This window comes from Klebsiella sp. JN_Kp122 (genome assembly GCF_040062085.1).
Lineage (GTDB): Bacteria > Pseudomonadota > Gammaproteobacteria > Enterobacterales > Enterobacteriaceae > Klebsiella > Klebsiella aerogenes.
The window spans coordinates 127,747-151,342 of the sequence record NZ_JBEAHW010000001.1; the positions used below are offsets into that span (position 1 = coordinate 127,747).

The 23,596-nt window shown below is 55.2% G+C and carries 22 protein-coding genes and 1 pseudogene; 14 read left to right on the forward strand and 9 right to left on the reverse strand.

Translation table 11 applies throughout. The annotated features are described in order from the left end of the window. Nucleotides 1-42: 42 nt before the first annotated feature. On the reverse strand, nucleotides 43-315 hold the full coding sequence (locus ABLU78_RS00615; protein WP_045413825.1) for a DUF1161 domain-containing protein: 273 nt from the start codon (nucleotides 313-315) through the stop codon (nucleotides 43-45). 103 nt (nucleotides 316-418) lie between these two features. Between ABLU78_RS00615 and ABLU78_RS00620 the strand changes: the two genes are divergently transcribed. Then, complete coding sequence (locus ABLU78_RS00620) at nucleotides 419-1,129, forward strand: YnfC family lipoprotein (protein WP_015366765.1); 711 nt, start codon at nucleotides 419-421, stop codon at nucleotides 1,127-1,129. Here the strand turns inward: ABLU78_RS00620 and speG are convergent. Further along, complete coding sequence (speG, locus tag ABLU78_RS00625) at nucleotides 1,123-1,683, reverse strand: spermidine N1-acetyltransferase (RefSeq protein WP_015366764.1); 561 nt, start codon at nucleotides 1,681-1,683, stop codon at nucleotides 1,123-1,125. The two genes, ABLU78_RS00620 and speG, sit on opposite strands and share 7 nt — an antisense overlap. Before the next feature lie 57 nt (nucleotides 1,684-1,740). Continuing rightward, nucleotides 1,741-2,082: a DUF1283 family protein gene (locus ABLU78_RS00630; protein ID WP_015366763.1), complete on the reverse strand. Its 342-nt coding sequence runs from the start codon at nucleotides 2,080-2,082 to the stop codon at nucleotides 1,741-1,743. A gap of 113 nt (nucleotides 2,083-2,195) precedes the next feature. On the opposite strand from ABLU78_RS00630, the pseudogene ABLU78_RS00635 reads away from it, so the two are divergent. The 7 genes and pseudogenes from ABLU78_RS00635 to ABLU78_RS00665 all read left to right on the forward strand — a co-directional run bounded on the left by ABLU78_RS00635 (nucleotide 2,196) and on the right by ABLU78_RS00665 (nucleotide 10,135). After that, nucleotides 2,196-2,557 (forward strand): annotated as a pseudogene (locus tag ABLU78_RS00635) (YnfA family protein). Between the two features lie 132 nt (nucleotides 2,558-2,689). Next, nucleotides 2,690-3,973, forward strand: coding sequence for an MFS transporter (locus ABLU78_RS00640; RefSeq protein ID WP_045365758.1), 1,284 nt, complete (start codon nucleotides 2,690-2,692; stop codon nucleotides 3,971-3,973). A gap of 140 nt (nucleotides 3,974-4,113) precedes the next feature. Further along, entirely contained in the window at nucleotides 4,114-5,328 is a 1,215-nt protein-coding gene (gene manD / locus ABLU78_RS00645) for a D-mannonate dehydratase ManD (RefSeq protein WP_048228715.1), read from the forward strand. 10 nt (nucleotides 5,329-5,338) lie between these two features. After that, complete coding sequence (locus tag ABLU78_RS00650; RefSeq protein WP_032714419.1) at nucleotides 5,339-6,358, forward strand: Zn-dependent oxidoreductase; 1,020 nt, start codon at nucleotides 5,339-5,341, stop codon at nucleotides 6,356-6,358. A 42-nt stretch (nucleotides 6,359-6,400) separates the two neighbouring features. Further along, nucleotides 6,401-7,783, forward strand: coding sequence for an MFS transporter (locus ABLU78_RS00655; RefSeq protein WP_020078938.1), 1,383 nt, complete (start codon nucleotides 6,401-6,403; stop codon nucleotides 7,781-7,783). Nucleotides 7,784-7,990: 207 nt separating this feature from the next. Then, on the forward strand, nucleotides 7,991-9,454 hold the full coding sequence (locus tag ABLU78_RS00660) for a mannitol dehydrogenase family protein (RefSeq protein ID WP_048228716.1): 1,464 nt from the start codon (nucleotides 7,991-7,993) through the stop codon (nucleotides 9,452-9,454). A 249-nt stretch (nucleotides 9,455-9,703) separates the two neighbouring features. Further along, on the forward strand, nucleotides 9,704-10,135 hold the full coding sequence (locus ABLU78_RS00665) for a universal stress protein (protein ID WP_015366755.1): 432 nt from the start codon (nucleotides 9,704-9,706) through the stop codon (nucleotides 10,133-10,135). A 45-nt stretch (nucleotides 10,136-10,180) separates the two neighbouring features. On the opposite strand, the gene ABLU78_RS00670 is transcribed toward ABLU78_RS00665, so the two are convergent. Then, the gene (locus ABLU78_RS00670) at nucleotides 10,181-10,867 is read right to left on the reverse strand and encodes a GntR family transcriptional regulator (RefSeq protein ID WP_015366754.1); all 687 of its coding nucleotides are present in this window, start codon (nucleotides 10,865-10,867) and stop codon (nucleotides 10,181-10,183) included. Nucleotides 10,868-10,960: 93 nt separating this feature from the next. After that, nucleotides 10,961-11,710: a bifunctional NADP-dependent 3-hydroxy acid dehydrogenase/3-hydroxypropionate dehydrogenase YdfG gene (gene ydfG, locus ABLU78_RS00675; RefSeq protein ID WP_015366753.1), complete on the reverse strand. Its 750-nt coding sequence runs from the start codon at nucleotides 11,708-11,710 to the stop codon at nucleotides 10,961-10,963. 172 nt (nucleotides 11,711-11,882) lie between these two features. Here ydfG and dcp point away from each other — a divergent pair, with 172 nt between their 5' ends. The 3 genes from dcp to ABLU78_RS00690 all read left to right on the forward strand — a co-directional run bounded on the left by dcp (nucleotide 11,883) and on the right by ABLU78_RS00690 (nucleotide 15,678). Then, nucleotides 11,883-13,922 carry a peptidyl-dipeptidase Dcp gene (gene dcp, locus ABLU78_RS00680; RefSeq protein ID WP_048228717.1) on the forward strand — a complete coding sequence of 680 codons (2,040 nt, stop codon included), beginning with the start codon at nucleotides 11,883-11,885 and terminating at the stop codon, nucleotides 13,920-13,922. A gap of 355 nt (nucleotides 13,923-14,277) precedes the next feature. After that, nucleotides 14,278-14,538 (forward strand): hypothetical protein, encoded by a 261-nt coding sequence (locus ABLU78_RS00685; RefSeq protein WP_015705301.1) that lies wholly within the window; start codon nucleotides 14,278-14,280, stop codon nucleotides 14,536-14,538. 24 nt (nucleotides 14,539-14,562) lie between these two features. After that, nucleotides 14,563-15,678: an AAA family ATPase gene (locus tag ABLU78_RS00690; RefSeq protein WP_048228718.1), complete on the forward strand. Its 1,116-nt coding sequence runs from the start codon at nucleotides 14,563-14,565 to the stop codon at nucleotides 15,676-15,678. 4 nt (nucleotides 15,679-15,682) lie between these two features. On the opposite strand, the gene ABLU78_RS00695 is transcribed toward ABLU78_RS00690, so the two are convergent. Next, nucleotides 15,683-16,948 (reverse strand): MFS transporter, encoded by a 1,266-nt coding sequence (locus ABLU78_RS00695; RefSeq protein ID WP_015705302.1) that lies wholly within the window; start codon nucleotides 16,946-16,948, stop codon nucleotides 15,683-15,685. A gap of 41 nt (nucleotides 16,949-16,989) precedes the next feature. Then, nucleotides 16,990-20,097 (reverse strand): beta-galactosidase, encoded by a 3,108-nt coding sequence (locus ABLU78_RS00700; RefSeq protein ID WP_348819935.1) that lies wholly within the window; start codon nucleotides 20,095-20,097, stop codon nucleotides 16,990-16,992. A 208-nt stretch (nucleotides 20,098-20,305) separates the two neighbouring features. On the opposite strand from ABLU78_RS00700, the gene ABLU78_RS00705 reads away from it, so the two are divergent. From ABLU78_RS00705 to ABLU78_RS00715, 3 genes are all read left to right on the forward strand, one after another. Then, a complete protein-coding gene (locus ABLU78_RS00705; protein ID WP_285197667.1) occupies nucleotides 20,306-21,370 on the forward strand; it encodes a LacI family DNA-binding transcriptional regulator in 1,065 nt (354 codons plus the stop codon). A gap of 380 nt (nucleotides 21,371-21,750) precedes the next feature. Then, nucleotides 21,751-21,999: a hypothetical protein gene (locus ABLU78_RS00710; RefSeq protein ID WP_015705306.1), complete on the forward strand. Its 249-nt coding sequence runs from the start codon at nucleotides 21,751-21,753 to the stop codon at nucleotides 21,997-21,999. Between the two features lie 40 nt (nucleotides 22,000-22,039). Further along, nucleotides 22,040-22,996: a sensor domain-containing diguanylate cyclase gene (locus ABLU78_RS00715; protein WP_063421197.1), complete on the forward strand. Its 957-nt coding sequence runs from the start codon at nucleotides 22,040-22,042 to the stop codon at nucleotides 22,994-22,996. Nucleotides 22,997-23,116: 120 nt separating this feature from the next. Here ABLU78_RS00715 and mgtS read toward each other — a convergent pair whose 3' ends face one another. Both mgtS and ABLU78_RS00725 read right to left on the reverse strand, forming a co-directional pair. Continuing rightward, entirely contained in the window at nucleotides 23,117-23,212 is a 96-nt protein-coding gene (gene mgtS / locus ABLU78_RS00720) for a protein MgtS (protein WP_004102377.1), read from the reverse strand. A 139-nt stretch (nucleotides 23,213-23,351) separates the two neighbouring features. After that, complete coding sequence (locus tag ABLU78_RS00725) at nucleotides 23,352-23,567, reverse strand: DUF4177 domain-containing protein (protein ID WP_015366741.1); 216 nt, start codon at nucleotides 23,565-23,567, stop codon at nucleotides 23,352-23,354. Nucleotides 23,568-23,596: the final 29 nt, after the last annotated feature.

Sequence of the window (23,596 nt, forward strand, 5' to 3'; positions counted from 1 at the left end):
TCCGGTCAACCAGAGATAAGATCCTTCACTCGAAAGCGGCGGTTATTGCCCGTCTGAATCGGTGGCCGCCGCGTCGCCGTTGCGGGTATAGATTATCTTGAAGGTGTCGTTAGCGCAGTGGCCCACCACCTGAGCGCCGGGTTGGTCAGGCTGATCGTTCGGTACAATGGCCAGGCTAAAACCAGAAGCCGGAACGCCGTTGTTGATGATCTTTTGCTGGATCTCGCCTTTTACCCGCTCGCAGGAGTCCGGCGCTGCCAGTGCGGATGCCGAACCCAGTAGCAGGACCGCGCATAACCATGGGGATAGTTTCATCATAAGCTCCTTATTGATGTCATCCAGTTTTAAGCATAGCAGAATTGGTGTAAACAATTGTATTTGCTAAAATGATTGGAATGTTCCCAAAAAGGTAGCGGCTGTGAATAAACTGTTTTTGCTGATCCCGGCGGCGTTGCTGCTCAGCGCCTGCGATAAGCCGTCAGCGCCGGCGGCGTTTACCCCGGAGATGGCCAGTTTTTCCAATGAGTTTGAGTTCGATCCGCTGCGCGGCCCGGTTAAAACCTTTACTCAGATCCTGTTCGACGACCAGGGCGAAATGGTGAAACGGGTGCGTGCCCAGGTGTCGGCAGAAGGCTGTTTTGATCTGCTGGATTTTACCGACCTCGAAAACAAAACCGGCGCGACGCTGGTACTTGACGCGAATTACTATCTGGATGCGCAAACGCAGGAGAAACGCCTGCGGCTGCAGGGGAAATGCCAGCTCGCCGAGATGCCGGCGGCGGGCGTCAGCTGGGAGACCGATGACAACGGCTTTGTGGTGACGGCTCGCGGGAAAGAGAGTACTTCCAGCTATCGCTACGACAGCGAAGGTTATCCGCTGGGCAAAACCACCACCGCGAAAGATGAGCGCTTCAGCGTCGTATCGACGCCGTCCACCGATCCGCGTAAAAAGCTCGATTACAGCGCGGTGAGCGTATTTAACGACCGCGCGTTAGGCAAGGTCAATCAAACCTGCGACTATGACGATCATGACAACCCGATCCGCTGCGAGATGCAGGTTGTCGATGAAAGCGTCCAGCCGGCGGTGACGCGACACTACAGCATCAAAAACAGTATCGACTATTACTGAGCCGTGGGCTTGAGTAGCGTCTGGCCTTGAGGACGATGTTTCTCAAGGTACTGATGCTGGAACAGGCACATGCGAATAGTATTGCGGTATTCGCCGTTGATAAAGAACTCGTGAATCAGCTCGCCTTCGACCATAAAACCGAGTTTGCGGTAGATGTGGATCGCTTTTTCATTTTCTTTATCGACAATCAGATACAGCTTATACAGATTCAGAACGGTAAAGCCGTAGTCCATTGCCAGCTTAGCGGCGCGCGTCGCCAGCCCTTTGCCCTGATATTCCGGGGAGATGATAATCTGGAACTCGGCGCGACGGTGAACGTGGTTTATCTCCACCAGTTCAACCAGCCCGGCTTTTTCGCCATCGCATTCGATAACGAAACGGCGTTCACTTTGATCGTGAATGTGTTTGTCGTAAAGGTCAGAGAGTTCGACGAAGGCCTCGTAAGGTTCTTCAAACCAGTAACGCATTACGCTGGCGTTATTATCAAGCTGGTGGACGAAGCGCAGGTCTTCGCGCTCAAGCGGGCGGAGTTTGACGTGAGGGGCGTCAGACATGGGAAATCCTGTGTGCATGAATAGAAATAGAGGATGGCGCCCACGGGCGCCGGGGAATTATGGCGTAATAACGCGACCGGTACGGCGGTCAAGACAGCGCAGGGTGTTAGGTTCCCAGTAGGCGTTGACGTTGGCGCTCTTCTGGCAGTTATCCTGCGCATCGAAGGCGACGTCGGTTTTGTCCCACTCTTTCTCCGCGCGTTTATTCACCTTCTGCCGTAGCGAGCGGGTATCGTTCCACTGCTCTTTTTCCATTGCGGCTTGCTGACGGCTCTGCGCGCTGTCGCCGGACTCGATCACCAGTTTGTCGGTTTGCGCGAAGGACGAAGCGGTATAGACCATTGCGCTTGCCGCCAGCAGGGCGGTCAGGCACCAGCGTTTATTGCGTGTCATTTTCATCACGATTTCCTTTGAGTGATAAAAAGGGTTAACCAGTTGGACAAGTTTACTACAACTCGCTACCTACGCCTACCTGACAAAATGGCATGGGTTCAGGCACATTATCGCGTACACTGGTGCAACAAATTGTCTCATTTACCAAACTTTAATGCTGAAAACCACGTTACTTTTCTTTGCTACCGCGCTGTGTGAAATCATCGGCTGTTACCTGCCGTGGCTATGGCTGAAGCGGGGCGGTTCGCCGCTGCTGTTGATCCCGACTGCGATGGCGCTGGCGATGTTCGTCTGGCTACTGACCCTGCACCCGGAGGCCAGCGGCAGAGTGTATGCCGCTTATGGCGGCGTCTACGTCTGCACCGCGCTGCTGTGGCTGCGTTTCGTCGATGGTGTGAAGCTAAGCCACTTTGACTGGGCGGGGGCGGCGATTGCGCTGTGTGGTATGCTGATCATCGTTGCAGGCTGGGGGCGGGCATAACGTCGCGCAGCAGGATAAAAAATCGCCCTTTGTGATCTTTCACGCTAATTTTAACCTTAATTCTTGTATGGTAGAAGACTAGTTGCCTTACTTACCTTAACCGCATCGTGCTGTTTATCGTAAGAGGCAATTATGGCTACACAAACCCTTGCCAGCGAAGCTGGCGCCAAACCCGTGCGCATTGGTCGGGTACAAAAAGTTACCCTGACGCTGCTGTTTATCGCCGGTATCGTCAACTTCCTCGATCGTTCGTCATTAAGCGTCGCCGGAGAAGCCATCCGTGGCGAACTCGGGCTCAGCGCGACCGAATTTGGCGTACTGCTCTCCGCCTTCTCGCTATCATATGGTTTCGCGCAGCTGCCCTCGGGGATTTTGCTCGACCGCTTCGGCCCGCGGATCGTATTGGGGGCGGGGCTGATTTTCTGGTCGCTGATGCAGGCGCTGACCGGGGTAGTGAACTCCTTTAGCCATTTTATTTTACTGCGCATTGGCCTCGGAATTGGCGAAGCGCCGTTTATGCCGGCGGGGGTAAAATCCATTACCGACTGGTACGTACAAAAAGAGCGCGGCACCGCGGTCGGCATTTTTAACTCGTCAACGGTGCTTGGCCAGGCGATTGCGCCGCCAGCGCTGGTGCTGATGCAGATAGCCTGGGGCTGGCGCACCATGTTCGTGGTTATCGGCCTTGCGGGGATCGTTGTGGGCCTGTGCTGGTACGCGTGGTATCGCAACCGCGCGCAATTCGATCTGCAGCAGGAGGAGCGCCAGTATCTGGCGGCGCCGGAAAAAGCGCGCCCAACGCTGGTATTCAGCGAGTGGCTGGCGTTGTTCAAACGGCGCACCACCTGGGGCATGATTTTAGGCTTCTCCGGGGTTAACTATACCGGCTGGCTGTATATCGCGTGGCTGCCGGGTTATCTGCAGGCGCAGCAGGGATTGAGCCTTGCGAAAACCGGCTGGGTGGCGGCGATCCCGTTCCTGGCCGCGGCGGTGGGCATGTGGGTCAATGGGCTGGTGGTCGATGCGCTGGCGCGCCGCGGTTACGATCTGGCAAAAACGCGCAAAACGGCCATTGTGGTTGGCCTGACGCTTTCTGCGCTCGGCACGCTGCTGGTGGTGCAATCAAACTCGCCGACCCAGGCGGTGGCTTTTATCTCCATGGCACTATTCTGCGTCCACTTTGCCGGGACCTCGGCCTGGGGGCTGGTACAGGTGATGGTCAGCGAGAATAAAGTCGCGTCGGTGGCGGCGATTCAGAACTTCGGCAGCTTTGTTTTCGCCTCTTTTGCACCGGTCGTCACCGGTTGGGTGGTGGATACCACGCACTCCTTCAACCTGGCCTTGGTTATCGCCGCCTGCGTGACCTTTGCCGGCGCGCTGTGTTATTTCTTCATCGTAAAAGACCGCATCAATTAATCGCTAACGGGGGCGCCAGTCGCCCCCGCAACCACATCCGTTTGTGATCCTTCGCATCTTTTTTAAATATCATACTTGTATGGTAGTAGGTCTGGTGATTTAATTTTGATCACTAACCGCACAGATGTAAGGAATTACCCATGAAGATCGTTGCCGCCGACGTGTTCGTTACCTGTCCAGGGCGTAACTTCGTCACCTTAAAAATCACCACCGATGAAGGGATTGTCGGCCTCGGTGATGCCACGCTAAACGGCCGTGAATTGTCGGTCGCCTCATACCTGAAAGATCACCTTTGTCCGCAGCTGATTGGCCGTGATGCTCACCGCATCGAAGATATCTGGCAGTTCTTCTACAAAGGCGCTTACTGGCGCCGCGGCCCGGTGACCATGTCGGCGATTTCCGCCGTTGATATGGCGCTGTGGGATATCAAAGCCAAAGCCGCCGGAATGCCGCTTTACCAACTGCTGGGTGGCGCCTCGCGCGAAGGGGTGATGGTCTACTGCCACACCACCGGTCATTCCATTGATGAAGTGCTGGACGACTACGCCCGCCATCAGGAAATGGGTTTTAAGGCGATCCGCGTGCAGTGCGGTATTCCGGGGATGAAGACCACCTACGGCATGGCCAAGGGCAAAGGTCAGGCATACGAGCCGGCGACCAAAGGCGTGTGGCCGGAAGAACAGCTGTGGTCAACGGAAAAATATCTCGATTTTACCCCTCGGCTGTTTGCCGCCGTGCGCGAAAGATTTGGCTTTAACGAGCACCTGCTACACGACATGCACCATCGCCTGACGCCAATCGAGGCGGCGCGCTTTGGTAAAAGCATTGAGGAGTATCGCCTGTTCTGGATGGAAGATCCGACCCCGGCAGAGAATCAGGCGTGCTTCCGCTTAATCCGCCAGCATACCGTCACGCCGATTGCCGCGGGCGAAGTCTTTAATAGCATCTGGGATTGCAAACAGCTGATTGAAGAGCAGCTCATTGATTATATCCGCACCACCATTACCCACGCTGGCGGGATCAGCGGCATGCGGCGCATCGCCGATTTTGCTTCGTTGTACCAGGTACGCACCGGTTCTCACGGGCCGTCAGATCTCTCTCCGGTATGTATGGCGGCGGCGCTGCATTTCGACCTGTGGGTGCCAAATTTCGGTGTACAGGAGTACATGGGCTATTCCGAACAGATGCTGGAGGTCTTCCCGCATAGCTGGCGTTTTGACAATGGCTATATGCATCCGGGCGATAAACCGGGGCTGGGCATCGAATTCGACGAGAAGCTGGCGGCGAAATATCCCTATGAACCCGCCTGTCTGCCGGTGGCGCGCCTCGAAGATGGCACGCTGTGGAATTGGTAAGGAGAGAAAAATGAAGAGCATTGTTATCCAACAGCCAAACGCGCTGGCGATTGAAGAACGGCCGCTGCCGCAGCCGGGAAATGGAGAAGTGCGGGTAAAGGTGAAACTGGCGGGAATTTGCGGCTCAGATAGCCACATCTATCGTGGACATAACCCGTTCGCCAAATATCCCCGGGTCATCGGCCACGAGTTTTTCGGCGTGATTGATGCTGTGGGCGAGGGGGTGACGGATAAAGTCGTGGGCCAGCGGGTGACGGTTGATCCGGTTATCAGCTGCGGCCACTGTTATCCCTGTTCGGTCGGTAAGCCCAACGTCTGCGCTTCGCTGGTGGTGCTGGGCGTCCATCGCGATGGCGGTTTTAGCGAATACGCGGTGGTACCGGCCAAAAATGCCTGGCCGGTGCCGGAGAACGTGAGCGACCATCATGCGGTAATGGTTGAGCCCTTTACCATTGCGGCGAATGTCACCGGGCAGGCTAAACCACGCGAACAGGATATCGCGCTGGTCTACGGCGCCGGGCCGATGGGGCTGACCACCATTCAGGTGCTCAAGCGCGTCTATAACGTGCGGCAGGTCATCGTTGCCGATCAGATCCCCGAGCGGCTGCAGATGGCGCAGCAAAACGGCGCCGACTGGACCATTAATAATAAGGAGCAACCGCTGGCGCAGGCGCTGGAAGCGCAGGGTATCCGGCCAACGCTGATTATCGACGCCGCCTGCCATCCGGCGATTTTCGCAGAGGCCATCGCACTGGCCTCGCCGGCGGGCAGGATCGTATTGATGGGCTTTTCTACCGAACCTTCAATGGTGGCGCAGCAGGGGATTACCGGCAAAGAGCTCACTATTTATTCTTCCAGACTCAATGCCAATAAATTCCCGCTGGTTCTTGAATGGTTGGCAAACGGCTTAATTAATCCGGAGCGGCTCATCACCCATCAGTTTGCCTTTGAGGATGTTGTCGATGCCATGACGTTATTTGAAGAAGATCGCAAGCATTGTTGTAAGGTGTTATTAACCTTCAACGCATAAATATAAATAACCTCGCTGTATCCTACTTTAGAGATTATTATTATGACGACAGCTAAAAAAGAGAGAAGCACCTCGGATCTAATTCGCGCCGCGGTATCCGGTTGGCTTGGCACGGCACTGGAGTTTATGGATTTTCAGCTTTATTCTTTAGGCGCCGCGCTGGTCTTTCATGAGATATTTTTCCCGGAGCAGTCGGCGGCTATGGCGCTGATATTAGCGATGGGAACCTATGGCGCAGGATATATTGCGCGGATAGTTGGCGCTTTCATATTCGGTAAAATGGGGGACCGCATCGGGCGTAAAAAGGTTCTGTTTATTACCATCACCATGATGGGAATTTGTACCACGTTGATCGGCGTTTTACCTACCTACGCGCAGATTGGCATTTTTGCACCGGTGTTACTGGTGACCCTGCGTATTATCCAGGGACTGGGGGCGGGCGCTGAAATTTCCGGCGCCGGAACCATGCTGGCGGAGTATGCGCCAAAAGGCAAACGCGGCATCATCTCTTCTCTGGTAGCGATGGGCACCAACTGCGGGACGCTGAGCGCCACGGCCATCTGGGCGATAATGTTCTTCCTGCTCGATCGCGAACAACTCATCGCCTGGGGCTGGCGTATTCCGTTCCTCGCGAGCGTCGTGGTAATGATCTTTGCCATCTGGCTGCGTTTGAATCTGAAAGAAAGCCCGGTATTTGAACAGGTCAACGAAGCCGATGAAATTCAGGCTAAAGCCGCCGCCGCGCAAAACACGTTCGGCGCAATGTTAAAAAGTAAATCATTCTGGCTGGCGACCGGTTTACGTTTTGGTCAGGCTGGTAATTCCGGTTTGTTGCAAACATTTCTCGCGGGATATCTGGTACAGACTCTATTATTTGATAAGGCTATTCCGACCGATGCCTTAATGATTAGCTCAGTGATTGGTTTTATTACTATTCCGCTGTTAGGTTGGTTGTCAGATAAAGTTGGGCGCCGTTTACCTTATATTATCGTTAATATTTCGGCCATTATTCTGGCCTGGCCGATGCTGGCCATTATTGTCGATAAAAGCTATAGCGCCAGCACAATTATGCTATCGCTGATTGTCATTCATAACGTGGCGGTGCTGGGCTTGTTCGCGCTGGAAAATATTACTATGGCGGAAATGTTCGGATCGCGTAATCGTTTCACCAGAATGGCTATCTCAAAAGAGGCCGGCGGTCTGGTGGCGGTGGGATTCGGGCCGGTGCTGGCCGGTATCTTCTGTAACGTAACCGGTTCGTGGTGGCCGATTGTCGCGATGCTGATCTGCTATTCAGCTATCGGTCTCATCTCGTCCTTGCTGATGCCGGAAGTGTGCGACCGTGACCTGAGTCTGGACCACGATGCGGCGGACGCCGGTACGCGCCAGGCGCTGAGCGCGAACGGCCAATACGCGAAATCCTAATCTCATCGTTAACGCTATCCAGCCGGGTTTATTCCCGGCTCATTCCCACCATTGCGCGCAGGATCACGAAACGCGACAGCGCCGAATCTTCTTGTATGGTAGTTGATGGAAATCAAAGATGTCATACCAATTGCGTGCGATGGTTTACCTCACCAAAACATTCTGTTTGAGAATGATTTATCAGTCATCATAAAAATGAGAGACACCATGGAAAACACGCTTTTAAACGCCAGGGCAACGCTTCCTTCTTACGATCGCAGCAAGCTGGTTTCTCGCATCGTTCATCTCGGTTTTGGGGCTTTCCACCGCGCCCATCAGGCGGTGTATGCCGATATCCTTGCCGCCGAACACGGCAGCGACTGGGGCTATACCGAAGTGAACCTTATTGGCGGTGAGCAGCAGATTGCCGATTTGCAACAGCAGGACTTGCTCTATACGGTGGCTGAAATGTCCGCCGATGCCTGGACCGCGCGCGTCGTCGGCGTGGTGAAGCAGGCGATGCATGCGCAGGTCGATGGCCTGGAAAGCGTGTTGGCGAAAATGTGCGAGCCGCAGGTGGCGATTGTCTCGCTGACCATCACCGAAAAAGGCTACTGCCACTCTCCGGCCACCGGCCAGCTGCAGCTCGATAACCCGCTGATTGCCGCCGATCTGCAAACTCCACACCAGCCGAAATCGGCGCCGGGCGTGGTGGTAGAAGCGCTGGCGCGCCGTCGCGCCGCCGGTCTACCGGCTTTCAGCGTGATGTCCTGCGATAATATGCCGGAAAACGGCCACGTAATGCGCAACGTAGTTTGTGCGTATGCCCGCGCCGTTGATGACGAACTGGCGCAGTGGATTGAGCAGAACGTGACGTTCCCTTCCACAATGGTCGACCGCATCGTTCCGGCCGTGACTGCAGATACGCTGGATAAAATTGAACAACTCACCGGGGTGCGCGATCCGGCTGGTGTGGCCTGTGAACCGTTCCGCCAGTGGGTTATCGAAGATAACTTCGTGGCTGGTCGTCCGCAGTGGGAGAAAGCCGGTGCGGAGCTGGTCACTGACGTGGTGCCGTTTGAAGAGATGAAGCTGCGTATGCTCAACGGCAGCCACTCGTTCCTTGCTTATCTGGGCTATCTCGCCGGTTATCAGCATATCAATGATTGCATGCAGGATGATAACTACCGCCGCGCCGCGCAGGCGTTAATGTTGCAAGAGCAAGCGCCGACGCTAAAAGTACAGGGCGTCGATCTGGCGCGTTATGCCGGTTTGCTTATTGAGCGTTATAGCAATCCGGCGCTTAAGCATCGCACCTGGCAGATTGCGATGGACGGTAGTCAGAAGCTCCCGCAGCGTATGCTTGATTCCGTGCGCTGGCACCTGGCGCATCACAGTGATTTCAGCCTGCTGGCGCTGGGTATTGCCGGCTGGATGCGCTACGTGAGCGGCGTCGATGATCAGGGGCAGGCGATTGAAATCAGCGATCCGCTGCTGTCGGTAATTCAACAGGCGGTGCAGGGCAGTAAAGAGGGTAGCGAACGCGTGCAGGCGCTGCTGGGTATTAAGGCCATTTTCGGCGATAGCCTGCCGCAGGAAGCGCGTTTTGTCGATGCGGTGACGGCGGCGTATCTCTCTTTACAGATTCACGGCGCGAAGGCGACCGTTGCCGAATGGGCTAAAGCCCAGTAAAAAACCATCATTCCACTAGTAGCCCGGCAACGTATAGCGTGCCGGGCTATTTTTGTATTAGCAATACGAATACCTTTTGATATTTCCCGCCTGTACATCACTCTAAAAATCTATAATTAATTATACATTGCTGAAATTTATTTTTATCTCTGAAGTATTTATTTGGGTGATTGATCGTATTCCCATACGTTTAAATATGGCAGAATAAAATCATCCCAACGGTTTCTTCAGGACTAAGGAGCTCAGGCTATGTACAAAAAAATACTGTTGCCGGTCGATGTTTTTGAAATGGATTTAAGCGATAAGGCCGTTCGTCACGCCGATTTTTTAGCATCTGCCGAAGAGGGTGAAATCACGTTGCTGAACGTGCTGCCTAACAGCACCAGTTCTTTGCTGCGCGGCTTTACGGCGGATATTCGTAAATTTGAAGCCTATATGAAAGAGGAGTCGGAAAAGAAAATGCGCGATCTCTCGCGGTTGTTTTCTACCCCGGCTTCGCGGATCCATACCCACATTGTTTTTGGTAATGTGCGTGATGAAATATTAGCGCTGAGCGAAAAAGAAAAGTTTGACGTTATCGTTATTGGCTCACGTAAACCGGGTATTTCAACCCACCTTCTTGGTTCAAACGCTGAATCCGTTTTACGCTATGCCAACGTTCCGGTGTTAGTGGTGCGGTAATCTATTTTACGGCAGCTGACGCAACGTTGGCTGCCGCTTATCCCATTATTCTTCGCTGAACCACTCGCTATTTTCCTGACGAATTAACAATACCGACTCGCTAATCTCATGCAGGTGGATATTCATCGCCTGTTCGACGGCATCAAGATCGCGTTTTTCCAGCGCATGAAAAATATCGAGATGCTGACGCAGCAGCATATCCGGCGGGGTCACGTGATCGAGACTCATATAACGAACCCGGTCGATGGTCGCTTTAATATTTTCAATGGTGTCCCACGCCAGCTGGCAGTCGGCGATAAGAGACAATTTCTGGTGAAATTCGTCATCAAGCTGGAAAAAATCATTGAGCTGCTGACGCTCTACCGCCACCCGCTGCTGGTTGAGGTTTTGCTCCAGCTGATAGAGCTGTTCATCGTTGATCATCGAACCTGCGCGGCGTACTACCGCGCACTCAATGGCCTGACGCACGAAACAGCCGTTGCGTACCTGGGTCATCGAGATTTTATTCACATAACTGCCGCGCTGTGGGCGGATCTGAATCAGCCCGTTTTCCGCCAATTTGATAAAGGCTTCGCGTACCGGCTGGCGAGAGACATCAAATCGCACCGACACCTCTTTCTCCGACAGCGGCGTTCCCGGCGGGATCAGGCAATGGACAATATCCCGGCGAAGGATGCGATAGATTTGCTGATTGACGGGCTGGGTCGGATTCAGTTGCGTTTCTGCGGCCATTGATGATTACTTTTTAATGGGTTATGAGCATTATTTTACTCGTTTTTTACCGTTCCGCCCAGACCTGGCCCGCAGGCCAGGTCGCAGAGGACGTTAGCCCTGACGATGGACGCTGAGACCGGCAAAGCTCTGGCTGACCGGCATCATTTCCAGCGTGTTTATGTTGACGTGTTTCGGCAGATTCGCGACCCACCACACCGCTTCGGTGACATCTTCCGGCGTCAGCGCCTGGGTGTTCTCATAGGTTTTACCGGCTTTCGCATCGTCGCCTTTAAAACGTACGTTGGAGAACTCGGTGCCGCCAACCAGGCCCGGCTCGACATCGGTGACGCGAATCGCAGTGCCGTGCAAATCGGTGCGCAGATTCAGGCTGAACTGGCGCACGAACGCTTTGGTCGCGCCGTAGACGTTACCGCCCGCGTAGGGCCAACTGCCGGCGGTCGAACCGATATTAATAATATGGCCGCGATTACGCTCAACCATCCCCGGCAGCACCGCGCGGGTCATGTAAACCAGGCCTTTATTGTTGGTATCGATCATGTCTTCCCAATCTTCAACGCTGGCGCGATGGGCGGGTTCCAGACCTAACGCCAGGCCGGCGTTGTTCACCAGGACGTCGATAGCCTGCCACTGTGCAGGCAACCCGGCGATCATCTCTTCGATGGCGGCGCGATTACGCACATCGAGTTGCGCGGTATACAGGTTATCGCCAAGCTCCTCTTTGAGCGCCTTCAGGCGTTCTTCACGACGCCCGGTGGCGATTACTTTGTGGCCGTTAGCGATAAAACGACGAGTAATACATTCGCCAAATCCAGCAGTTGCACCAGTCACCAGAATAATCATCTTACTGTTCCTCAACGCTTTTTGTGTTGTCATAACATAGCATGCGATAACGCCGCGCGGTAAAGGAAAATCGTATCGTCATCTGTTGGTATAACGCGCTGGCAGGATAAATCATTGCGACCAATCAACGAGTTGCCTAATCTTAGTGGATACCCGCGTTCAGGAGAGAATGATGACGGACAATAATCCCTTTTTACACGTCAGCCTACTGCCGTACCAGGCGCCGCATTTTGATTTGATTGAAGATAGTCATTATCGCCCGGCTTTTGATGAGGGCGTACGGCGCCAGCGCGAGGAGATCGCGGCGATAATCAATAACCCGGCGCCGGCGGATTTTGACAATACCCTGGTCGCGCTGGAGCAGAGCGGTCAGTTGCTGGGGCGGGTGACCCGGGTCTTTTTCGCGATGGCCGGGGCGAATACCAATCCGCTGATACAGCAACTGGACGAACAGTTTTCCGCCGAGCTCGCCGAGCTTGGCAACGATATCTGGCTCAACGATGCGCTGTACCAGCGAGTCAAACAGGTTTGGCAGCAGCGCGATGCCCTGAGTCTGGATCCGGAGTCGCGTCGTCTGCTCGAAGTGAGCTGGCAGCGTTTTCAGCTGGAGGGAGCCGCGTTGGCGCAAGAGCAGAAAACCGCGCTAAAAGCATTGAATACCGAGGAGGCGTTGCTGCAAAGTCAGTTCCAGCAGCGTCTGCTGGCGGCAGTGAAGTCCGGCGGTCTGGTTGTTGATTATCTACACCAGCTTGACGGACTGGCCGCGGATGAGATTGCCGCCGCCGCCGATGCCGCGCGCGACAAAGGCCTGCACGACCGTTGGCTGCTGGCGCTGACCAATACCACCCAGCAACCGGCGCTGCAGGCACTTGCCGATCGCCAGACCCGGCACAATTTGTTCGCCGCGGGCTGGACGCGTAACCAGAAGGGCGATGCCAACGACACCCGTGAACTGGTTTTGCGGCTGGCGGAAATCCGCGCGCGTAAGGCCGAATTGCTGGGCGTCGCCGATTACGCGAGCTGGTCGATGGCCGATCAAATGGCGAAAACGCCGTCTGAGGCGCTTGCCTTTATGCGCCGCATCGCGCCTGCGGCCCGCCGACGCGCCGAACAGGAGCTTGCCGACATCCAGCAGGTTATTGATGAAGAGGGCGGTGATTTTCAGGCCGCGGCCTGGGACTGGTTATATTACGGCGAGCAGGTGCGGCGCGCTAAATTCGCCATCGATGAAGCGCAGCTAAAACCCTATTTCGCTCTGGACCGGGTGCTGGAAGATGGCGTTTTCTGGACCGCCTCCCAACTGTTTGGCATCCGTTTTGTCGAACGTTTTGATATTCCGCTTTACCATCCCGATGTGCGGGTCTGGGAAATCTTTGATGCCAACGGCGAAGGCATGGCGCTGTTTTACGGCGATTATTTCTCGCGTGATAGCAAAAGCGGCGGCGCCTGGATGGACGTATTTGTCGAGCAATCGACGCTGCGTGCCCAGCATCCGGTGATTTACAACGTTTGCAACTACCAGAAACCAAAAGCCGGCGGCTGCGCGCTGCTATCCTGGGATGACGTCATCACGCTGTTCCACGAGTTTGGCCATGCGCTGCACGGCCTGTTCGCTAACCAGCGTTATGCGAGCCTTTCAGGCACCAATACGCCGCGCGATTTCGTCGAATTTCCGTCGCAGATTTACGAACATTGGGCCCGCGAGCCGCAGGTCTTCGCCCATTATGCGAAGCACTACCAGACCGGCGAAGCCATGCCGGACGATCTGCGAGACAGCATGTTCCGCGCCTCAACGTTCAATAAGGGTTATGACATGAGCGAACTGCTGGCGGCGGCGCTGCTGGACATGCACTGGCACAGCGTCACCCCGCAGGGGCTGCCGCAGGATGTCGATGCTTTCGAACAGCAGTCTCTGCGCGAGGAGCAGATGGATCTGGCGGCGGTTCCGCCGCGCTATCGCAGCAGCTATTTCTCACATATTTTCGGCGGCGGTTATGCGGCGGGCTATTATGCCTATCTGTGGACGCAAATGCTTGCCGACGACGGTTATCAGTGGTTTGTCGAGCAGGGGGGATTAACCCGGGAAAACGGTCAACGCTTCCGCGAGGCGATCTTATCGCGCGGTAACAGCTGCGATCTCGAAGCGCTGTATCGCGACTGGCGCGGGCACGATCCGCTGATCGAGCCGATGTTGAAAAATCGCGGTTTGTAGATACTGTGCTACCCGCCGCCGCCAGGGTTTTTCCCGGCGGCGGCGCATTGCGCCTTGTTCGGGCAACCAAAACGCACGGCATGCTACTGTCACCAATGTACATTTTGCGACCATTCTCAACGCCCGGAGCAACAAATAAGAGTTGTTAAGATTCACAATTCCACTTTTTTCCTTCATCATTTGTCGGCCTTTACTACTAATAATGCGTACTTACAAAGTGCAATTTGTTTTTTTTTATATTCCTGGCCGCTATGAACTATAAAAAAGTACTTACGATGATGTTTTTTCCTGCGGCGCTTGGGCGTGGCCAGGGACTTGTTCAATGACATTTTTGACCCCACTCGGGAGGAACACAGTGCACCCGTTAATTAAGGTCATGCTGGTGGGCGGCAAAGCAGATGGTCTGCTGGTCAGCGTCGCCGACACCGCGACGGAAGTTTCCGTCACGCCTGCGCAGTACGGTGCGCCATCCGGGCTTCCGCTGAACTACCGGGTTGTGTCGCAGGTTATTGATAATGAACGCCTGTTTTTCGGCGTGTTTAGTGATACACACCTGGATGCCGATAAGCTCGCCAGAGTCGCGCTGACGCGCGGGATGAAAAAATCGCTCAGTTGAGCGTCGGCACGCCTGAGGAATGGCATGATTAACCGTATTCGTATCAATAATTTCCGTTCAGTCAGAGAGATTGAACTGGAACTGGGGCCGCTGAATATTGTGTTTGGCCCTAACGGTTGCGGAAAATCGAATATCTACAAAGCAATCCATCTGTTAACCGCCTCGGCTAACGGCCAGTTCTCCAGCTATGTCAGCGAGGAGGGCGGGCTGGAGAACATCATGTGGTCAGGCAAGCAGGCGCCGACCGACCGCCACCCACGGCGTCTGCAAATCGCCTGCCTGACCGATGAATTTGAATATGAACTGCAGGTCGGGTTTCCGGAAAAACTGCCGTATCCGACGCAATTCATGCTCGATCCGATCGTTAAAGAAGAGAATATCTGGCTGTCGGGCTTTAACCGCCGGCCATCATCGCGTGTACTGCAGCGGAAAAACCAGGCGGCGTTCCTGGTCGATGTCAATGGTGAAAAAAGTACCTTCACCGATACCATTTACGAAAACGAGTCTATTTTCGGCCAGCTTGGCGAGCCGCATCGTTTTCCGGAAGTATCGCGCGTGCGGGAGACCATGCGCCGTTGGCGTTTTTACCATGAGTTTGCCATCGGCAGGCTTTCACCGCTGCGCCAGCCGACGGTCGGCTACCGTTCGCCGGTGCTCGATAGCGATGGCGGCAATCTGGCGGCGGCATTTCAGACTATCGTCGAAATTGGCGCTGAGGAGTTGCTGCATGAAATCCTCGGCGAAGCGTTCCCCGACTGTACCTTTTTCTGTGAGAACGACAACTCGCGGTTCGTGATGAAGATGAGCCGGGAGGGGATTTATCGGCCTCTGCTGGCGGCGGAGATGTCTGACGGTACCCTGCGTTTTTTATGCCTGGCGGTTGCCTTACTCAGCCCACGACCACCGGCCTTTCTCGCCATTAATGAGCCGGAAAACAGCCTGCATCGTCAGATGTTCCCGGCGCTGGCGCGACTGATTGTCGAAGCATCACGCTATAGCCAGATCTGGCTCACCAGCCACTCGGCGGAACTGGCGCAATTGATCTCGGCGCGTGCGCAGAGCCGCATCTACGAATTGGAAAATAACGGTGGGCAAACGCAAATTAAAGCGGCGTTGCCGTCATCCCTGACGGAACGTTAATCTCTCAGGCCGCGTTGTTATACTCTGCCGTGGGCAGCAGCGTCTTACCGCCTTTTAAGGTAAATAGCGATACCAGGGTAAAGCTCAGGGTGATTGAGCCGAGGATCAGGTAAGCCTGGTGAAAACCCACGGTGTCGTACATCCGCCCGACCCAGGCCGAAAGCACTACGCCGGAAAGCTGTTTCGACAGGTTAAAGCCGATTAAAAATAGGGTGGCGGAAAGCTTAGGGTTAAATGCGGAAGAAATATATTTGAAGGTCCCGACCAGCAGGAACGGTAATTCAAACATGTGCAGCATTTTTAAAATGACCACTTCCACCGCCGAAGTCGCAAATGAAGATCCGAGAATGCGCATCGACATAATTATACCGGCGATCAGCAGGGCGTTTTTCGCGCCGATGCGGTTAATAATTGCCGGGGCGCAGAACATAATCATCGCGTTGAGTAATTCACCGCCGGTGGTGACAAAGCCAAAAACTTCGGTCCCGCGCTGCGGCGTGGCGAAAAAGCCTTTAAAAAAGTTTGCGAACTGCTGGTCAAAAACGTCATATACGCTGGCGACGCCCACAACATAAATAATAAATCCCCAGAAACGCGGCATTCGCAGCAGTTCGGCCGCCGTACGCAGAGAAAAGGCCTGGCGGTTGGCGCCGATGGCGTCAATAACCTGCGCGCTGCTGCTGGCTTCTGGGCGCGATAGCCATAACAACACGCCAAGCACCAGCGCAAAACCGGAGGCTATCCAGAAGGTTATATTAGGATCAATACCGAACAAGATGCCGGTAATTGACGCGCACAGGGCCCAGCCGACGCAGCCCGAGACGCGCACTTTGCCGTATTCAAAACGGTTGGCGCGGCTGACGCGTTCAATATAGGCCTCGACCGCGCCGGAACCGCTGGAAAATACCACGCCTAAATAAATGCCCCCCACCAGCGCGCCGGCGATAATGTTCATTTGCAACAGCGGCGAGAAGACAAAAATAAAGAACGGGGCGAATAAAATAAGCAGTACGGTAATGGTCCACAGCAGATGTTTACGCAGCCCGAGCTTATCCGAAATCAGGCCAAACACCGGTTGGAAAATAATCGCGAATAGCGAAATGGAGGAGAAAACAATCCCTGTTTCGGTTTTCGTTAAATGGTTTACTTCCGCCAGCCATACCGGGAAAAAGGGAAAGTAAGCCGACATAATGAAATAGTAAAAGAAAAAGAACAGCATGAAATAGATAAAATTGTGCCGTTCGCGGGGCGTGAGTTCAGAGAGTTTCATATCTTATTATACCTGTGCGGTGGGGGCCGAGGCCCCCGTTATTATTGACAATGAAGCGTAACCTGATAGTACCAGTGGGTTTCGAGCAGCAGCCACTGTGGCAGAACGCTTGGTGTCCAGGAATCATCGCCGCCAACGCCCATATGCTGGCCGTCGAGGGTGATCCAGACGCCTTTTTCCGGCGTCATGCGATGCCAGTGATCGGTCGTCATCAGCTGTTCCGTGCTGTACGGCTGCACCGAAAAGTGGAACAGGCCTGCGACGTGCCAGTATCCCCAGTCCAGCGCTTTGCAATCGCAGCGCAGACCGTTTTCGCTGGGGAAGATATAGGGCGTGCTCATTTCGCTTAGCGGCAATCGCCAGCGCGAAAAACAGGCGCTACTTTTGCGATCCGGATAGTTTTCGTGCGGCCCTAATCCCAACCAACTGACCTCAGCGTGTTGTTCGGCGACCTGGAAGCGCAGCCCGACGCGCGCCAGCGGCGGTAACGTGGCGGCACGTTCGCCATCAACAGTGAGCTGGAGCTTGCCGTCGGCGGTGAAGGTCATGCGCCAGTGGCTGGCAATGACCGTCTCCTCGTCGCGCAGATAGTGCCAGTGGCTATCAACGATCACCTCCCGTGCCAGCTGTTGTGCCTCGCATTTTACGCAGCGGGTCGTCAACGAATACAGACCGGCACTCTTCCAGCGTTCGACCCAGGCGTTCGGATCGATACGTTCGACTTCGCTGACGCCGATATCATTGTCCAGCGGCGCACGGACAAACTGATCCTCCAGCGGGGTCAGCAGCTGCTGTTCTCCCGCGCAATACCATTCGCTTAAACGCCCGCTCTGGCGATCGATAACCCAGCGCTGGGATCCGACGCTAACCTCGTAGATCGCGGGGTTGATGGTCAGGACCGGCGCCGGGCCTTCGGCGGAGGTCTCAGCAAGCGCCAGCGGCGCGGTAAGCGCTAGCTGCTGCCAGGCGACGCGGTGACCGGGCTCAGACCATGACGTCGCCTGCGGCTGGATCACCTCGAGCAGCAGCCAGACATCGCGGGCGCCGCGCGGCAGGGCCAGGCTGTCGCTAAGAATCAATTCTGCCCGCCCTTGCGGCGGCAGCACCAGCGCTAAGTCGCCGCTGGCTATCGTTTTTCCGGCGCATTCTACCCGCCAGCGCAGCGTTTCGTTGTCGGTGGCGCGGAACAGGTATTCGCTGGTGATAGCAATGCACAGTGGATTTTGTTCCAGCAAGGCGAACTGGAAATACTGTTGCGCATGTTTGGCCTCGATAAGCGAAGGATGAGCGCGCCGGTCGGGGAATACCAGGCCATTCATGCAGAACTGCCGGTCGTTAGGCTTATCGCCGAAATCGCCGCCATAGGCCCAGCCGACGCTACCATCCGGGAATGTTTTTTCGATTGCCTGGTCGGCCCAATCCCAGATAAAACCGCCCTGCAGGCGAGGATAGTCACGGAAGGCTTGCCAGTAATCGGCGAAATTGCCAAGGCTATTGCCCATCGCGTGGGCATATTCGCAGAGGATTAGCGGGCGTTGTTCGCCAGGCATACCGATCCACTTTTTGATCGACCATTTGGGCACCGCCGGGAAGGGCTGGTCGCGCTCGACGCGGGCGTACATCGGGCAGATAATATCGGTGGCGCTGCTATCGGCGCCGCCGCCTTCATACTGTACCGGACGCGAAGGATCGTTGTGCTTCAACCATTGGTACATGGCCTGATGGTTGTCGCCGCAGCCGGACTCATTACCCAGCGACCAGATAATGATCGAGGGATGGTTGCGGTTGCTCTGGACCATACGGGTGACGCGCGCGCTGTAAGCGGCAAGCCAGGCCGGATCGTCAGACAGCCGATTCATCGGCACCATGCCGTGAGTTTCGATATTGGCTTCGTCCACCACGTACAGGCCGTAGCGGTTGCATAGCTCGTACCAGCGCGGCGCGTTGGGGTAGTGCGAACAGCGCACGGCATTGAAATTGTTCTGCTTCATCAGCAGAATGTCCTGCACCATATCCTCTTCGTTGACCACCTGGCCGCGCTGATGATGATGTTCGTGGCGGTTGACGCCGCGGATCAATAGCGGCTTGCCGTTGAGCAACAGTAGCCCGTCACGGATTTCTACCTGGCGAAAACCAATATCCCAGCCTTCCGCTTCCAGCAACGTCTCGCCGCGCCATAGCGATACCACCGCGCGGTAGCAATGAGGCTGCTCGGCGCTCCACAGCCGCGGGCGTTCGATGTCGAGATTGATGATTGCCCGCTCGCCGTAGCTGCCGCGTTCATCAATAATCGGCGTACCCAGCGGCTGGCGCTGGCTGGCAAGGCGCGTTTTGCCATCCCACAGCGCAACCTCCACTTCCAGCGCCGCCAGCGCTTCAGACGCGGCCTCGACGCTAAGTTTGACCTGCAATTGCGCATCGCGATAGCGCGCATCGAGCTGCGGGGTTAATTGCACATCGCTGAGGCGGGCCTGCGGTTTATGCAACAACCAGACTGAACGGAAGATACCGCTCATGCGCCACATATCCTGATCTTCAAGCCAACTGCCCGCGCTCCAGCGCATCACCATCACGCACAAGCGGTTGGCGCCTTGCTGCAGATACGGGCTTAAATCAAAGGCGGCGGGCAGGCGGCTATCCTGGGAGTAGCCAACCCATTCGCCGTTGCACCACAGATGAAAGGCGGAGTTGACGCCGTCAAAGATAATTTGCGTTTGCCCTTCGGCCCGCCACGCCTCATCGACGGTCAACTGCAGCGAATAGCAGCCGGTAGGATTGTCTTCGGGCACCCGCGGCGGCACGGTATCAATCGGATAGCGGACGTTGCTGTATATCGGCGCGTCATAACCCTCCATTTGCCAGTTTGAGGGCACCGGCGTCGGGCGACTGTCGGGCAGGTCATGCTGCAGCCAGCTGGCATCAACCTGAAACGGACTGCGGGCATAGGAAAATTGCCATTCGCCGTCCAGTTGACGACGGCGGTCAGAATGGCGGTTGTCGCGCGCCGCATCGGCATCGCGCCAGCTGGCAAAAGTGGGATGTGCGGGCAGGCGGTTGAGGTGGGTGATAGTCTGGTTCTGCCAGTCCTCGCGGGCCAGGACTTCGTGAAAAGCGGGGCCGCGAGCGGCGCCTGAATCATATCGTTGCATACGCATACCTGACGGATAATGGTAATAAATGTTATTCGCTAAACAATCTCATCGGGTTATCGGGTATTTTTTGCAGGCCCGCAACGTTGGCGAAAATGAAACCCATTCACGATCACGAATCGCGGCGCAAATAGCAGATTTCTGTCGTAAGGAAGACATAAAATGTTAGCGTAAGACATTAAGCCATTTTCACTGACAGGAGTACGCGATGCAGCGCCGTTCAGCCACTTTAGAAGATGTCGCCCGCGAGGCGGGCGTTTCGCAGCAGACGGTTTCGCGGGTGGTGAATAACCCACAGATAGTGGCGCAGCGCACCCGTGAAAAGGTGCTGCGCGCGATGCAGACGCTTCACTATGTGCCTAACCGGTCAGCACAGCTATTGGCGGGCAAAGCGGCAGCGTCGATAGGGCTTATCACGGCATCGTTGACCTTACACGCGCCGTCGCAAATTGCCGCGGCGGTGAAACGGTATGCCGGTGAGCAGGGGCTGGAGGTCGCCATCGCCATGCCGGCACAAAGTGATTATCCGGCACTGCAGGCGCGGCTGGATGAGTTTCGCGCCCAGCATATTCGAGGCGCCATTATCAGCCTGCCGCTGGAGAGCAGCGTCGCCGAACGGCTGGCGGCGGAAAATACGGATATCGCCTGCCTGTTTCTCGATGTCTCGCCGGAGACGGATGTCTCCTGCGTGCGTTTCGATCATCGTGATGGCTGCGGCGCCTGCGTGCGCCACCTTTGGGAATTAGGGCATCGCGAGTTTGGCCTGTTGGCCGGGCCGGAAAGCTCGGTATCGGCGCGGATGCGCCTTGGCAGCTGGCGCGAGACGCTACACCGGCTGGGGGTCAGTCAATCGATTACGGTGTTCGGCGACTGGAGCGCCGCCAGCGGCTGGCAAAAAACCTTTGAGTTGCTGCATAAAAACCCGAAATTAAGCGCGATCGTGGTCGCCAACGATCAGATGGCGCTCGGGGTGTTAAGCGCGCTGGCGCAGCTTAATCGGCGCGGCAGCCAGGCGATTTCGGTGACCGGCTATGACGATACGGCCGATAGCCTTTACTTTCAGCCGCCGCTTACCACCGTCGCCCAGGATTTTGATCTGTTAGGCCGCCGGGCGGTGGAATTACTGATGCAGCAGATGGCGGCGCCGACCGGTCGCCTGCGCGAACTGCTGCCGGCGCGGCTGGTGGTACGCCAGTCGACGTGGCCGCTCGCGGCGCAGGACAATACCGCGCCGCAGATCGCTGAACTCAAAGCGCTGGTAGAGAAGCTATGAGTACGTCTGCGGTTTAAGATTTATTGAACAAGGGCGTGCTAGCCTGCGAGTCAGACGTAGGAACTCACGACGCTTTTCTACGAAAACGCTAAATACAATCTACGATCTATCCATGCAAGCATTTATTCACCGCCAGTCACATGGCGGTTTTTTTTGCCCATTCCCCCGGTCTCGTCGCTTTTCGATTTTATTATCTTCTGCTGGTTGTTGATGATTTGCGCTGATGGCGGCGTAAATACGTTGTTTTTCATAGCGTGGGTCTCGGCGATTCCCAGGTCCGTATTTTTTAAGGCAGCATAAAATGCTGATAGCTATCGGGATGGAAAAAATGGCCAGGGCTAACCATACTGATGACATTGTGACAGGAAGTGGTGCTTTCAATGAACGATGATTTTCAGGCGATTAAGAACGAATTTGCGAAGTATGCCGATGCGGCGCAAGGGACCGCGGTGGCTTTTGCCATGTATGAAGATTTAGCCCGACGGCTGGCAACTTACTTCCACAACCTCGATCAGCTTAACAAACGACGTTTTCTGCTGAAGCTGGAAGAGGGGGAACGCGAAATTGGTACCCAGGGCAGCTATGACTGGTATGGGGCGCTGACGCGCTTTTCATCGGCTGCGCATTAATCCAGCCACCTGATTTTTCGCTTTAGTGCAATGAGGCTTTATGAAATTCCCTGGCGTACCGGAAAATGAAGAAGAAAGACTAAAATCGCTGTATCTGGCGGACTTGCTCGATACCCGTGATGATGAGCGTTTCGAACGCCTCACCCGGCTGGCTAAAAAAATTTTTCAGGTGCCGGTGGTACTTATCAGCCTGCTCGACCGGGAACGGCAGTGGCTGCTCGCCTGTCAGGGGCTGGGGATTCGCCAGACCCGGCGCGATATCTCTTTTTGCGCCCACGCCATCTTGCAGGACGGCGCCTTCATCGTTAACGATGCGGTCAATGACGATCGTTTTTATGATAACCCGCTGGTGACGGGCGAACCCTATATCCGCTTCTACGCGGGCTATCCTGTCCATCTGCCCGATGGCGCCGTGGCCGGTACGCTATGCCTGATTCATACCACGCCGCGCGAGTTTAACGATGAAGAGATCGCCGTACTCAAGGATCTGGCGTATATCGTCGAGGATGAGTTCCAGGTGATTGGCATGGCGATGACCGACAGTCTGACCGGCATCGCTAACCGGCGCGGCTTTTACCGCATCGGCGATAAACGTTTCCGTATGCTTACCAGCAATGCAACGCCGTTTAGCCTGGTCTTTTTTGATCTCGATAAATTCAAACCCATTAACGATCTGTGGGGGCATGCGGAAGGTGACGAGGTGCTAAAAACCTTCGCGGCGTTTCTGGCGCAACATCTGCTGCCAGGCGAGGTTGTCGGCCGTTTAGGCGGCGATGAGTTCGCCGCCATCATTACCCGCAACGGGCGTGCCGACACATTCTTGCAAAAGCTGCGTGAGAGTGTCGATCATTACAACCAGACGTCAGGAAAACCCTATAACATTAATTACTCTTACGGCGAGCTACAGAGCGATGTCAGCCGTTATCCGATGCTCGGGGATATGCTAAAACAAAGCGATGAAGTGATGTATTCACGCAAGCGTAGAAAGACCTTATAAGCGGCAGTAAACAGGCGGTGGGGATGATGTGGCAGGCGTTCAAAGAAGTGACTTAAAACAGAACGCCCCCTGGTGCAACAGCAGCAGGGGGCGCTTACGGGTGGGGATTATCGTCGTTCATCAGTCATCCCATTTGTGGCTTAGATACGCGGCCAGAAAACCAAAGAACAGGATTGTTCCCAGTACGGCCATAAAAACATGCATGTTTCCCAGCATGGTCTACCTCCATCTTATTTATGCGCTAATGTTGTCCTCATTGAACAGGGTTTACGGTTGTTGAAGAGATAATATCCTGGTCAATCTAAACAAACGATTAACCAGAATGGCGTTAGGGTATATGAAATAAATTAACGCATCAGATGGCGCGTTCGAGCACAAATAAATAGGCTTCGCGCGACCAGAACAGGGCGCTGCGGCGGCGCTCGACCGCCATGGTTTTGACTTCCCAGCCCTGCTGCGTGTACTCAGTGAGGAACCGGCTCATTTTATCGGGATCGGCTTTCGCTTCGCCAAAAAACATACTGCCCAGCAGCCCCTCTTTATAGATAACGACGCGACACTCTTTTTTCATCAGCTTAATCCTTGCAGGTGTAAATCAAC